This is a genomic window from Paraurantiacibacter namhicola, assembly GCF_001687545.1.
GTDB lineage: Bacteria > Pseudomonadota > Alphaproteobacteria > Sphingomonadales > Sphingomonadaceae > Paraurantiacibacter > Paraurantiacibacter namhicola.
Window position 1 is genome coordinate 1,389,917 of record NZ_CP016545.1, and the last position, 13,499, is coordinate 1,403,415.

Below are 13,499 nucleotides of genomic sequence, written 5' to 3' on the forward strand. Positions count from 1 at the left end.
GTCCGAATTTACCGGTTTTTCTGGAAAATCCGGCACCTTGCTGCTATATGAATGGGACGGAGTGGGGTTTCCGACAAAACCCGGATAATACACGGAGGCGCCGGCAGTTTTCGCTGCACGGCGGGATGAGATGAGCCTGTTTGCCGACTATAATCTGCCTTTTGCAATCGCGTTTGGATTGATGGGGCTCCTGCTTGTTTTGCAGCTGGTTGGCATGGGCGATTACGATTTCGATGCCGATCTGGATGCCGATGGCGTGGGAGACCCGACATCGGCCGGGTTTGGCGGGGCTATCCTGTCGATCCTGGGGCTGGGCAAGGTCCCGCTGTTCGTGTGGCTGGTTGTCTTCCTGCTGATCTTCGCCGTGCTCGGCATGGGGATCCAGGCGCTTGCGGCTGACCTGACAGGATCGGCGCTGTTCCCCTGGCTCGCCGCGCTGTTCAGCGCGGGCGGCGCGATACCGGCCACGGCCGTTGTGGCGCGACCCATCGGGCATTTGATGCCGAAGGACGAGACCAGCGCGGTTGGCCTGCAGAGCTTGGTTGGGCGCCGCGGTATCGTCACGACGGGCACGGCCCGCCGCGGCTCGCCCGCGCGCACCAGGGTCTATGACCGGCACGGCCAGTCGCATCACGTGATGATGGAACCGCACGAAGGAACCGGGGAAGTCGGCGAAGGGCAGGAAGTCCTGCTCGTCCGCCGCGAGGGGCAGCTGTTCTACGGCCAGCCTTCTGCGGAGCGGAAGCTCTCCCCAACGGGCTGACAGATCGCTGTCACGCGCCCGCAACAACATAACAATAAGGAGAAAATATGGAAAACCTGTTTGACGCCGGCATGGTCGGCATAATCGGCACCGTGATTGCGGTCTTCGCAATCTTCCTCTTCCTCATCAAGCTCTACCGCAGGGCTTCCAAGGAGACCGCATTCGTCCGCACGGGCGTCGGCGGGGAAAAGGTCGTGATGAACGGGGGCGCGCTCGTCTTCCCGATCTTCCACGAAACCATGCCGGTCAACATGAATACGCTGGTGCTCTCTGTCATCCGCCGCGATGCGGAGGCGCTGATTACGCTCGACCGCCTGCGGATCGACGTGAAGGCGGAATTCTACGTCCGCGTGAAGCCCGACGCCGAAGCCATCGGCATGGCCGCGCAAACGCTGGGCCACCGGACCATGCAGCCCGAAATGCTGAAGGACCTGGTGGAAGGCAAATTTGTCGACGCACTGCGCAGTGTGGCCGCCGGCATGACCATGAATGAGCTGCACGAGCAGCGCGCCGACTTCGTGCAGAAGGTGCAGCAGGTATCGTCCAACGACCTCGCCATGAACGGGCTGGAGCTGGAATCTGTCTCGCTGACCGGTCTCGACCAGACCAGCATCGAGCACTTCAACGCCAACAACGCCTTCGATGCCGAAGGCCTGACCAAGCTGACCGAGCAGATCGAGGCGCGCAAGAAACTGCGCAACGACATCGAGCAGGATACGCGCGTGCAGATGGAGGCCAAGAACCTCGAAGCCGATGCCCGCAGCTTCGAAATCAGCCGCGACACCGAATATGCCCGGCTGGAGCAGGAGCGCGAGGTGGAAATCCGCCGTGCTTCGCAGATGTCCGAAATCGCCAGCCAGCAGGCCGAGCGCCAGCGGGAAGCCGATGCCGCGCGGATCGAGGCGAAGAAGCTGGTCGACGCACAGCAGATCGAGGCGGACAAGCTGGTGGAAGAACGCCGGATCGACCAGGTCCGCGCGCTCGAAATCGCACGGCAGGAGCAGCAGATCGCGGTGCAGAACAAGTCCCGCGAGGAAAGCCAGGCCAAAGCGGAAGCCGATGCCGCGCGTGCCAAGGCGGTGGCTGCCGAGGAGCAGGTCGCGACTGCGCGTGAAAGCGAGATCGCCGAGCGCCAGAAGAAGATCGAGCTGATCGAGGCGGCCAAGCAGGCCGAGCGCGAAGCCATCGGCGTGAAGGTAGAAGCCGAGGCGGAGCGCGATGCCGCGTCCAACCGCGCCGAAGCCCTGCGCCGCGAGGCCGAAGGTGAGGCGGAAGCCGAGAAGCTGCGGGCCGAAGCCGCGCGCGTCCGCTTCGAAGTGGAGGCAGCCGGCCAGCAGGCCATCAACGAGGCTGCCAATATCCTCTCCATGGAGCAGATCAGCCTGCAGACGAAGCTGGCCCTGCTGAAGGTCCTGCCGGAAGTCATCCGCGAAAGCGCGAAGCCGATGGAAGCAATCGATTCCATCAAGATCGTGCAGGTCGATGGCCTTACGCAGAAGAGCGGTCCGGCTGCCGGAAACGGCACAGGTGCGGGCGGCTCAGGCGGCTCGGGCAACCTTGCCAACGATGCCGTGGCTGCAGCCCTATCCTACCGCGCGCAGGCGCCGGTGCTGGACGGGCTGATGAAAGAACTGGGCCTCGACGGATCCAGCCTCAACACGCTGGTCGCAGGCGCGGCCAAGGTGGAGGCGGAAGGCTTCGCCAATGATGCCGGACTGGCGGAAGGGGCGGACATGCCCTCGCTGTTCAATGCCGACACGTCGGAAGAGAGCGACAAGAAGTCCGGCAAGAAGAAGCCAGGCGGCACGGCAGAAGCTGCCGAGTAACGCCAGGCTGACCCAAAATCGGGGCCTCTCGCAGCAGCGAGGGGCCCTTTTTTTTGCTCTATTCCGGTTCGGGATAGGTGATGGAGAGCACCTCCCACTCCATTTCGCCAGCAGGCAGGCGCACGGTACGCAGATCGCCCACCGCTGCACCGCGCAGGGCGCGGGCCATGGGGCTGGACCAGCCGATGCGGCCATTGCCGGCATCCTGCTCGTCATCGCCGACCAGCGTGATGGTCGTCTCGCGGTCTTTCTCGTCCACCATGGTCACCCTTGCGCCGAAGAAGGCGCGGCTTTTGTCCGGGGCCTGCGACGGGTCGACCACGCGCGCGGCCTTCATCCGGCGCGATAGGTGCGCCAGTTCGCGGTCGATTTCGCGCATGCGCTTGCGACCATAAAGGTAATCGCCATTCTCGCTGCGATCGCCATTGCCCGCCGCCCAGCTGACCACCTCCACGATGGCCGGACGCTCCGTGCCCAGCAGGTGGTCATAGCGGGCTTTCAGCGCGGCAAGGCCTGCCGGGGTGATCGGATTGGATGCCGGCTTCACAGCGGGGCGCTGCGCCGGGTCAGCGCATCAGTTCCTGCAGGGTGCGGCTGCGGCCATAGGTCGCGCGGTCGGGATAAAGCAGCTCATAAACGACGGCGTTTTCCAGCACGCGCTGCACGTAATTCTTCGTCTCGAAGAACGGGATCTGCTCGATCCACGCCTCCCAGCTGATGGAGCCGGTGCGCGGGTCTCCATTGCGCCGCAGCCACTTGTTCACATTGCCGGGGCCTGCGTTGTAAGCCGCGATGGCGAGCGGGTAGCTGCCATCGTAATAGGCCAGCAGACGCTGGATGTGGTTACTGCCAAGGCGGATGTTGTAGCGCGGATCGTCGATCAGGCTGCTGGTCATGTACGCCATGCCCGCCTTGCCCGCTTCTTCGCGCGCGGTGGCCGGCATCAGCTGCATCAGGCCGCGTGCCCCTGCGTGGCTGATGGCGTTCTGGGCGAACTGGCTTTCCTGCCGCGTAATAGCGTGGACCAGCGTCCAGTCCGTGCCTGGCGGCGTGTTCAGAACCGGGAAGCCCAGCCGCACGAAATCCTGGTGGCCATCGGCGGCAGCGGCATCGTGCATGTTCACCGCCAGGTCGCGGCGGCCGATATCGCGGGCGAGTTCTGCCACCAGCATGTGCTCGCCCGGCGTATCCGCCCGGTTGGCGATCTCGCGATAGAAGCGGATACCGGTGCGCCAGGGCGCGGTGCGGGATACCTCGACCGTCGCCGCGGTCAGCGGGTCGGACTGGAAAGCGGCGCGCTCTTCCGGTGTGGGTGAAACCTGCGGGACGGGCGGCGGCATGGGCACGGCGCGGCCCAGCCGGTTCAGCGACATCATGCCGTAGAAGCGGTCCGGATATTGCGCCGCCATTTCCCAATAGCGGTTCGCGCTTTCCCGGTCCCCGCCACGCGCGGAAGCCTCGCCCGCCCAGAAGAAGCCCTTTGAGCGGGTCTGCGGGGTGCGCGCTGCTGCGCCGTAGCGGTAAAACAGCGGAGCCGCTGCGCGTCCGTCGCCCAGCTGCCACAGGGCGTTCGTGCCGCCCAGCCACATCAGCGTCGTGTAATCGTCGCGCAGCTTGTACGGCTTGGCCGAGATGTCCGTCCCGGCGGGGAAGGCATCGTCAACCTTGCCCGCGATGGTGACGCTGTCGCGGGCACCCGCGATCTTTGCGACGGCAAGGACTTCCTCGACCCATGCCGTCTCGTCGAACGGCAATGCGGCCAGCGGGGCGCGGTTGGCGTGCATGGAAACGGCCTGCGAGGGGCGCCCCTCAAGCCGCAATTCGCGGCTGCGGTTCCAGAGGTAGCCCGGATCCATCAGTGCGCCGCCATCGGCAATTGCCCCGTCGCCGCCCTGCAGGATCGCAAGGCGCGCGGCAAAGCGCGGCTGGGCAGCGGGCGTGGTGCGATAGAGCTGGCGTGCGGCGGCATCGGGCTCGCGCTGCCACAGCAGGGCATCCATGCGCGCGTCGTTGTCCGCCTGGGTGAAGGCATTGCCGTAACGCGACGCAATGTTGGCTTCCGCCGTCTCGCTCATCTTGCCGCCGCGCCAGGCCTCTCGCGCCATCGCCATGGCAGCGTCGGGCCGGACCTGCGCCAGCGCGATGGCGTATTGCGCGCGGCCATTGTTGGTCAGCGGCGGGAAACGGTCGAAATACTGCACAAGGCGGCCAGCGGGCACGTATTCCTCGTCCAGCCGGGATTCCGCCTTCACCCGCAAGCTGCTTTCCAGCGGGAAGCCGGGATAGGCCAACAGGAAGTTGGCGTAGGCGTCGAACGTGTACTGCCCGCCCGCCGTCAGCTGTTCCCACTGCGCGATGGCAGGCGCCATGCGGCCCGGCGCGCGGGCGACCATGTTGGCGCGTGCCTGATCGTAATCGCCTGCGTCATAACCCTGCGGCGCGCCCGACTGGGCGAGGGCCGGGCTGGCGGAGGAAAGCAGGAGGGCGGATACTGCGAAAGCGAGTGTAGTGCGAACCATGCTGGACATGATGCCGAACGGCTCCTTATCAGGCGCTGAATGAAATTCGCCACGCGCTCGTGGCCGGATCGCCTTCATAGACGATGCAGGAGCGATGCAAATGTTTTCCGGTTCGATACCCGCCCTGGTGACTCCTTTTCGCGACGGATCGTTTGACGAGGCGGCCTTCCGCAAGTTCGTCGACTGGCAGATCGAGAACGGATCGAGCGCGCTGGTCCCCTGCGGCACGACGGGCGAGGCTGCGACGCTGGACCGCACCGAGCACCACCGCGTGATCGCAGTCTGCGTGGAGCAGGCGGCGGGCCGCGTTCCGGTGATTGCGGGCTGCGGCAGCAATGACAGCGAGGTGGCGCTGGACCATTTGCGCGTGAGCAAAGAACTGGGCGCTGATGCGGGCCTGTGCGTCGCGCCCTATTACAACCGCCCGACGCAGGCCGGCCTGCTCGAACATTTCGGATACCTTGCCGAAAACAGCGACTTGCCCATCGTCCTTTACAATGTGCCGGGCCGCACGGTGACGGATATATTGCCGGAAACCGTGATCGCGCTGGCCAAGGCCTATCCCAAGTCCATCGTCTCCCTGAAGGATGCGAGCGGCGACCTGTCGCGCGTGGTGACACAGCGCATGGGGCTGGGCGCGGATTTCAACCAGCTGTCCGGCGACGATCCGCTGGCGCTGGCAGGTTATGCACTGGGCCAGAGCGGGTGCATTTCGGTCACCGCAAATGTCGCGCCCAAGCTGTGCGCAGAATTCCACGCCGCCTGCGCCGAGGGGGACTTCGAAAAAGCGCGCGGCCTCAATGAAACGCTCTATCCGCTGCACCGCGCCATGTTTGCCGATGCCAGCCCGGCACCTGCGAAATACGCCCTGTCGAAGCTGCATGACTGGCTGCTGCCCGACGTGCGCCGCCCCATCGTGGCCTGTTCCGACAGCGCACGCTCCGCAGTCGATGCCGCCATGGTCTCGGCCGGCATCGCCTGAGGGCGCGAAGCTAGCACCAGGCGCGCGAGCATCAGCGCGCGCTAATTCGCCGGGTTGTGCTCCTGCACGAAGGCAAGCGATGCCTCGAGCATCTGCTGGCGCGTGGAGGACAGCGACAGCCAGTGGTCCTCGCCCTCCAGCGTGACGAGCTCGTATGGCTTGCGGTGATCCTTCAGCTTGTCCGCCATCTTTTCGGAGTGGGAGAAGGGCACGACCGTATCGTCTTCGCCGTGGATCAGCATGATTGGCGCGTCCGCCATCTCTGCCGAGCGTAGCGGGGACACCGCCTTCCAGCCGTCCTTCGGGCCCAGCTGGTCCAGCAGCCCCGTCCGCGTCACTCTCCGGCGGCCGGATCCCCGATATTCCTGGCTGTACAGGTCGCCGATGTCGCTCACCGGGGCCACGGCGACAGCGCATTTGTAAATGCCCTGCTGCAACGTCACACCCGCCAGCGCCGCATATCCGCCATAGCTCGCACCGACGATACAGGCACGCTGCGGATCGACGATGCCAGCCTCGGCGAGGGCGGACAGTCCGTCGGAAATATCGGTCTGCATGGCCCGGCCCCATTGGCCGTATCCAGCGCGCCTGAAGGCATCGTCGCGATTGGTGGAACCCCGGAAATTGGGCTGGAACACGGCATAGCCCCGCGACGCGAAAGCCTGTGCCCACCAGTCGAATTCTTCCTTGTCGTGCGAGGATGGCCCGCCGTGAGGCAGCATGATGACCGGCAGGTTCTTAGCCTCGATCCCGGGAGGCAATGTGAGGATGCCGTCCAGCTCCAATCCGTCTGCCGCAACATATTCGAAAGTCGTGACCGACCCGACCTTGTCCGGCGCGATGGCCGGCCTTTCGGTGCCGATGTCGCGAACCTGGTTGGTCTCAAGATCTACGAGATAATACGTGCCACTGTTCGCACTTCCGCTCGCCTGGACCACCGCCATGCTGAAATCCGGCGCCCAGTCGAGAACCCGATAATGAAGATCGTCGAACGAGTTCTTGAGCGATGAGACGGCATTCTGCATCTCGGCGTCTTCAAAGAAGGGCTCACCGCTTTCGTCGACATAGCCTGTCAGATTTCCGGTTGCCGGGTCGAAATGCACCCGGTCCACGTCGACGCCGGGCAGGAAGGGTTGTGCACCGCCGCCTTCCAGCGACACTTCGAACAGGTTCATTTTCCCTTCGTCGTCATACTCGGCGTAGATAACGGATGTCCCGTCATAGCCCAGACCTACCAGGCCCACGCGCCCTGCTTCCTGCCGGCCCTTCGCCAATCGCTCGCCGTCTGCGTTCTCGATAGTCCAGTCGCCATCATTGCGGCTGATTTCGAAAGTCGCGGCGACTTCACCCTGCGCGTCGATCAGCCAATCACGGTTCGTCCCGCTGCGACCGGCGGACGCCACACGCTTGCTGGTCCTGCTCCCGACTTCGTAACGATAGAGGTGCGGCCGCCCATGATCGAATACCCAGCGCCCGTTCTGGTTCTGTAGCTCCAAAGCGCCGAAGAACAGGTTCCATTCACCATCGATCTGGCGCGTTCCGTAAGAGCCGAAGATAGAGCTGACCAGTTTTGCCTCGTCGGCGAAGACACGCTGCACCTGGCCGTTTCCAAAGATCGGCGCGATCAGGGCAATGGAGAATTCGGCCTTGTCGGTGGTAAATCCATCGAGTTCCTGCGTGTGCCCGGCCACCAGCATGATGCGGTCATTGCCGACCCATTTGATGTAACGAACCTTGATGGTCCCCACGGACATCGACCGGATAAAGCTCATGTCCTTATTGAAGAGAAGGACGACGTGATTGCCCTGCTTGGTCGCGAGAACGGCCAGTTTCTCGCCATCCGGGGACAGCACGGCATCGCTCATCAAGGGCAAGGCCCCGTAAGCCTCCAGCGGAGGCGGCGTATCGGGCGTATCGGACTGGGCCATGCCAGCCTGGCCGCAGCAGAGCATGACGATCGCAAGGAACGCCGAGAAAATCCGGAACATCTTTGAGCCCCCACCCAAAATCGTTTGTAATCAAGGCTAAAGCTGGCACGATTGCCGGGCCTGTGCAAGCCGGTTTGCCGCTTGTCCTTGGCCTTTGGCAAAGAGGTCACTAAGTGCACCTGCCTTATGGCACGCCCGAAACCAGCTACCTTCGACAAGCAGAAGACCGTCGCGGACAATCGCCGTGTGCGGTTCGATTACCATGTGGACGAGACCTTCGAGGCCGGCATCGCGCTGGTCGGGACCGAGGTGAAGAGCCTGCGCGCCGGGCAGGGCAGCATCAAGGAAAGCTATGCCGAGGTGCGCGATGGGCAGGTCTGGCTGGTCAATGCCAACATCCCGGAATTCAGCCACGGCAACCGCAACAACCATGAGCCCAAGCGCCCGCGCAAGCTGCTGATGCACGAGCGCGAGATCGAGAAGCTGTTCGGCGCGGTGGAGCGCAAGGGCATGACGCTGGTCCCGCTGTCGGTCTATTTCAACGGTCGCGGCCGGGCGAAGGTCGAACTGGCCCTGGCCAAGGGCAAGCAGGCGCATGACAAGCGCCAGACCATCAAGGACCGGGACTGGAAACGGGACAAGGCCCGCCTGATGCGCGACCGCGGCTGATCCCTGCTGGCAAAGGGCGCAGCGCGTCCCATATCGAAGGTGATGACCACACCGCCGAAAAGCCCCCGGATACGCTTGCGCTTTGCCGTGCTGCACCCCATTGCGGGTGGGCTGTGATGGACCGCTTCAAATCAAAGACTTTCCTTGCGGACCTGATCCGCAAATACACGCCCACGCGTGACCAGATGGCGCAGAACAAATATCTCGCGCCGATCGCCCACCGCTTCCTGACGCCGGAATTGTGGCGCTTTACAAGGCGGTCCGTCCCGCGCGGCGTGGCGCTGGGCGTGTTCGCAGGCTTCATCATCCCGGTCGGCCAGATTTTCCTCGCGGCTTTCCTGGCGCTGCCGGCGCGGGCGAATGTGCCGCTTTCTGCGCTCGTCACATTCATCACCAATCCCTTCACCTTCCCATTCTGGGCGGTGATGGCGAACAAGCTGGGCGCATTCATCCTGAAGGTCGATAAGCATACGACCGGCGGCTATGCGCAGGACGAGATCAGCAGCGGGCGCTGGTCATGGTTCCTGGAGCTGTTCGAAGGGGCTGGCATCACCGTGCTGGTGACCGTGTTCGGCTTCATCGTACTCGCCATCGTGGGGGCCGCCGTATCCTACCTTTTGTCCAGCCTGGTCTGGCGCATTGTGGTCGGTCGCCGGTGGCGCAGGCGCGAAAAGGCCGAGGCCGCAGCTGCCGTGGCCGCGGGTGCAGGAAAGGCCGCCGCACCGCGTGATGGTGGGGCGAACGAGGCATGAAGCTGCCGAGCGCCATGCCAAAGGCCCTGCCCGATGTGATTGCCGGCGCGATGCCGGGCCGCGGCGGGATGGAAGCCGCGCTTGTGGTTGGCGCTGCGCTGCTCAGCATCCTCGCCTTCCACCTCTTTATCGGCAAGGCGGCGGCCACGGCTGCCTTTGCCGCCGGACTGGGTCTGATTGCCGCCATCGGCTGGCTCAGCCAGCGGCGCGGCGCTGCGCCCGATACCGCCGATGCAGCGCAGGAGCCGGACTGGGCGGCGACGGTGGCCGCTACCGCGCAGCCGGACCGGGCCGTTGCCATCACTGACCGCGCCAACCGGCTGGTCTGCGCCAATGCCACCTTCGAATTGTGGTTCGGATCGAGCCATGCGCCGCCGCACCTGCCGGTGGACGGCGCTTCCGGAGAGAAACTTGCCCGCGCCGCGCGGGCTGGCTGGCGTGACGGGACGGCAGAACCGGTCAAGATCGCGGACGAGGATCGCAGCTGGACGGCAGATGTGGTGCGTGCCGGGCGGCGGGACGAATATCTCGTGTGGCGCTTCGCCCCGATCGTGCGCGAGGAGCCGCTTCTGCAGCTCGGCAAGGCCGTCGCGGGCGATTTTGGCCGGATGCTCAGCGCGGCGGGAATAGAGGCGGCACTGGTCGGCGGCGACGGGGCGATCCGCGCGGTCAATCCCGGCTTCGCGCGGCGCGCTGCAGGCGATGTGAAGGCGCGCATGACGGGGCAGGACTTCGTCGCGCAATTGCGGGCCGACGACCGCGAGCGCATCTATTTCGCGCGCGAGGGCCGCAAGGGGCCGCCGCAGACGCTGGTGCAGATCCCGCTGGCCGATCCTGCCGCAACTGCGGAGCAGGCCGCCACGGCGCCGTCTGTCATGCTGCTGCTGGATGCCGGCATCGGCCTTGGCGGCTGGGGCGGCGATGCGCAGGGCCATGCGCAGCAGTTGGAGGCTTTACTGGAGCAATTGCCGCTGGGCCTCGCCATGACGGACCGCGACGGCCATTTCCTGTTCGCCAACCCGGCATTCCGGCGCGCGGCGGGCATATCCGGCCCCTCGCTGCCGCCATACCCTTCCGACCTGGTGATCCGGGCGGACAAGACCGCGATCAGCGATGCCGTGCGCCGCTATGGCAAGGGGCCGGCCTCCAGCGGGGACATAGCCGTGCGCCTCGCCAGCCAGCCGGATGATCCGGTCAGCCTGGGCCTGGCCGGAGTGCGCGGGCTGGGTGAGGCGGCGGTGATGGTCAGCCTGGCCGATACCAGCGAGGAAACGCGCCTGAAACGGCAGGTGGCACAGGCCACGAAGATGCAGGCTGTGGGCCAGCTGGCAGGCGGCGTGGCGCACGATTTCAACAATGTGCTGACCGCCATCATCGGCTATTGCGACCTCATGCTGCTGCGCCACACGCCGGGTGACAGCGATTACGACGATATCCAGCAGATCAAGGCCAATTCCAACCGCGCCGCCAGCCTGACGCGCCAGCTGCTCGCCTTCAGCCGCCAGCAGACGCTGCGGCCCGAAGTGCTGCAATTGCCCGATGTGATCAGCGAGGTCAGCCAGCTGCTGAAACGCCTGATGGGCGCGAAGATTACGCTCAAGACGCATCACGACCGCGACCTTGGCCCCGTGCGCGCCGACCCGCGCCAGCTGGAGCAGGTGATCGTCAATCTTGCGGTCAACGCGCGCGACGCAATCCAGCAGGCGGGCGGAGGAGAGACTGCGTCCGGCACGCTGACCTTCGCAACCCGCCGGGTGCGCGCGACCGATATCCAGCGCATGCGCAGCGAGATCATCCCGGCTGGCAATTATACCGCCCTGATCGCGCAGGACACGGGCGGCGGCATCCCGCAGGCCTCGCTGCCCAAGATCTTCGAGCCGTTTTTCACCACGAAGGAGCAGGGCAAGGGCACCGGCCTGGGCCTCTCCACCGTGTACGGGATCGTGAAGCAGTCCGGCGGCTTCATCTTTGCGGACAATGTGACCGATGCCGATGGCCGCCGCGGGGCGCGCTTCTCCATCTACCTGCCCGTCTATGAAGGCGACATGCCCGAGGATGCCGAGGCCGACGCGTCGGACGAGAGCCATGACTGGTCCAGGGGTGCCCGCATCCTGCTGGTGGAGGACGAGGACATGGTCCGCGCCGTCGCCGAACGCGCGCTTGCCCGCGCGGGCCACACCGTCACCACCGCCGCCGATGGCGAGGAAGGGCTTGCCGCCTACGCAAAGGGCGAAGGCTTCGACATCGTCGTGTCCGACGTGGTCATGCCCGGCATGGACGGGCCGACCATGGTAAAGGCGCTGCGCAAGCAGCAGGGCGACCTGCCGGTGCTGTTCATGTCCGGCTATGCCGAGGAGCAGCTGCGCGAGGAAATCGACGTGGCCAACATGCACTTCCTGGCCAAGCCATTCAGCGTCCAGCAGATCGGAGATGCCGTGACGAAGGCGCTGAATGCGTCCGGCCCGGGTGCGCGCAAGGGCGCCTAATTCAATCATGTGACATTATTACATCAGGCTTGACGAAGCCTGTGCCGCGGCGCATGCTTCCCCTTCAAATCTGAGGGGAATTCGATGCTTCGTCCCGCTTTCGGCCTTGCGGCCTCCGCTTTCGCGCTCTCGCTTGCAATGCCGGCCAATGCCCAGACGCCGACAGACCCGGACGAAACGGCGCAGGGCGATGTCAGCGTCACCATTTATTCCGACGGACGCGCGCTGGTGCAGGACGTGCGCCAGATCGATATCCCGCGCGGCCGCAGCACGATCGAATTTCCCGACGTATCCGCCCGCATCCAGGCGCAAACGCTCAGCTTCAATGCGGCGGGCGCGGGCATTATCGAGCAGAATTTCGATTACGACATCCTGACGCCTGCCAAGCTGATGGAAAAGCACGTCGGCAAGCAGGTAACGCTGGTTCGCACCAACCCGGCAACCGGCGCCGTCACGCGCGAGAATGCGACCGTGCTGTCCGTGGCAGGCGGCGTGGTGGTGCGCATCGGCGACCGGATCGAGGTGTTGAAGGACGATGGCCTGCCCGTGCGCGTCGTGTTCGACCGCGTGCCTTCCAATCTGCGCGCCCGCCCGACGCTGTCCGTCACGGTGGATAGCGCGCAGGGCGGCCGCCGCCCGGCCTCCATCCGCTACCTGACGCCGGGGCTGAACTGGGGCGCGGATTATGTCGCGCTGTATGACGAGAATGGCGGCCTGATCGACATGCAAGGCTGGGTCACGTTGCAGAACAACACGGGCACCACCTTCCACAATGCCGATACGCTGCTGGTCGCGGGCGGCGCGGGAAGCGGCGTCGGCTCCTATGGCAATGCGCAGGTGGATCCGGGCACGGAAACGGCGGACCGCGAGCAGCTCGGCGATTTCTACCTTTACCCGCTGCCGGGCCGCACCACGATCGCGCAGGCGCAGACCAAGCAGGTCAGCTTCCTGGACGTGCAGGGCGTGCCCGCCCGCAAGATCTATGCCCGCGGCGTGGGCTGGCTGACGTCCGACCGGCGGCCGATGAATGTCACCAGCCAGCTGGCCTTTTCCACCAGCCGCACGGCGGGGCTGGGTGACGCTCTGCCGCAGGGCACGGTGCGCTTCTACCAGCGCGATGCGCAGGGCAATCCGCAATTCGTGGGCGAGGATAATATCGGCCACACCCCGATGGGGAGCATGTTGACGCTCGACCTGGGCGAAGCCTTCGATGTGACGGTGCAGGCCGCAGTGATCAGCCGCGACAAGATCAGCAGGGGCGAGTTCGAGCGCAGCGCCCGCTACCGCGTCATCAAGGATGGTGAGGTGAGCACGATCGAAGTGGAGCGCGAGATCGATTATTATCGTACCACCATGCGTTACACCTTCACCAATGCGAAGCCGGTGCCGACCGACGTGCAGCTGACGCAGGCCGGGCTGGATCGCGGGTGGTGGAGCCGTGACTTCCGCGTCGTGTCTGAGGATGTGGCGGGCGAGCAGCTCGATCTCGACCGGCGCCGCTACACCGTCACCGTGCCTGCCAATGGCAAGCGGGTGGTCGAGGTCACGTACGAAACCAAGTATTGAGGCCGCGG

The 13,499-nt window shown here is 65.1% G+C and carries 10 protein-coding genes; 7 read left to right on the forward strand and 3 right to left on the reverse strand.

Features of this window, described 5'->3' with window-relative positions; all coding sequences use genetic code 11:
- Positions 1-130 precede the first annotated feature (130 nt).
- Both A6F65_RS06775 and A6F65_RS06780 read left to right on the forward strand, forming a co-directional pair.
- On the forward strand, positions 131-763 hold the full coding sequence (locus A6F65_RS06775; RefSeq protein WP_067787097.1) for a YqiJ family protein: 633 nt from the start codon (positions 131-133) through the stop codon (positions 761-763).
- 71 nt (positions 764-834) lie between these two features.
- Entirely contained in the window at positions 835-2,589 is a 1,755-nt protein-coding gene (locus tag A6F65_RS06780) for a flotillin family protein (protein ID WP_418303122.1), read from the forward strand.
- Between the two features lie 58 nt (positions 2,590-2,647).
- On the opposite strand, the gene A6F65_RS06785 is transcribed toward A6F65_RS06780, so the two are convergent.
- On the reverse strand, positions 2,648-3,136 hold the full coding sequence (locus A6F65_RS06785; RefSeq protein ID WP_067787102.1) for a GreA/GreB family elongation factor: 489 nt from the start codon (positions 3,134-3,136) through the stop codon (positions 2,648-2,650).
- A 19-nt stretch (positions 3,137-3,155) separates the two neighbouring features.
- A complete protein-coding gene (locus A6F65_RS06790) occupies positions 3,156-5,117 on the reverse strand; it encodes a lytic transglycosylase domain-containing protein (RefSeq protein WP_067787104.1) in 1,962 nt (653 codons plus the stop codon).
- Positions 5,118-5,208: 91 nt separating this feature from the next.
- On the opposite strand from A6F65_RS06790, the gene dapA reads away from it, so the two are divergent.
- Positions 5,209-6,090: a 4-hydroxy-tetrahydrodipicolinate synthase gene (gene dapA / locus A6F65_RS06795; RefSeq protein ID WP_067787106.1), complete on the forward strand. Its 882-nt coding sequence runs from the start codon at positions 5,209-5,211 to the stop codon at positions 6,088-6,090.
- A 41-nt stretch (positions 6,091-6,131) separates the two neighbouring features.
- On the opposite strand, the gene A6F65_RS06800 is transcribed toward dapA, so the two are convergent.
- Entirely contained in the window at positions 6,132-8,018 is a 1,887-nt protein-coding gene (locus A6F65_RS06800; RefSeq protein ID WP_237164783.1) for an alpha/beta hydrolase family protein, read from the reverse strand.
- Between the two features lie 186 nt (positions 8,019-8,204).
- Here A6F65_RS06800 and smpB point away from each other — a divergent pair, with 186 nt between their 5' ends.
- The 4 genes from smpB (at position 8,205) to A6F65_RS06820 (ending at position 13,491) form a co-directional block, all read left to right on the forward strand.
- Positions 8,205-8,687 carry an SsrA-binding protein SmpB gene (gene smpB / locus A6F65_RS06805; protein WP_067787108.1) on the forward strand — a complete coding sequence of 161 codons (483 nt, stop codon included), beginning with the start codon at positions 8,205-8,207 and terminating at the stop codon, positions 8,685-8,687.
- 116 nt (positions 8,688-8,803) lie between these two features.
- Positions 8,804-9,439, forward strand: a complete 636-nt coding sequence (locus A6F65_RS06810) for a DUF2062 domain-containing protein (RefSeq protein WP_067787111.1) — start codon at positions 8,804-8,806, stop codon at positions 9,437-9,439.
- Positions 9,440-9,489: 50 nt separating this feature from the next.
- Complete coding sequence (locus A6F65_RS06815; protein WP_067790247.1) at positions 9,490-11,925, forward strand: hybrid sensor histidine kinase/response regulator; 2,436 nt, start codon at positions 9,490-9,492, stop codon at positions 11,923-11,925.
- A gap of 84 nt (positions 11,926-12,009) precedes the next feature.
- Complete coding sequence (locus A6F65_RS06820) at positions 12,010-13,491, forward strand: DUF4139 domain-containing protein (RefSeq protein WP_067787113.1); 1,482 nt, start codon at positions 12,010-12,012, stop codon at positions 13,489-13,491.
- The last annotated feature ends 8 nt before the right edge of the window (positions 13,492-13,499 follow it).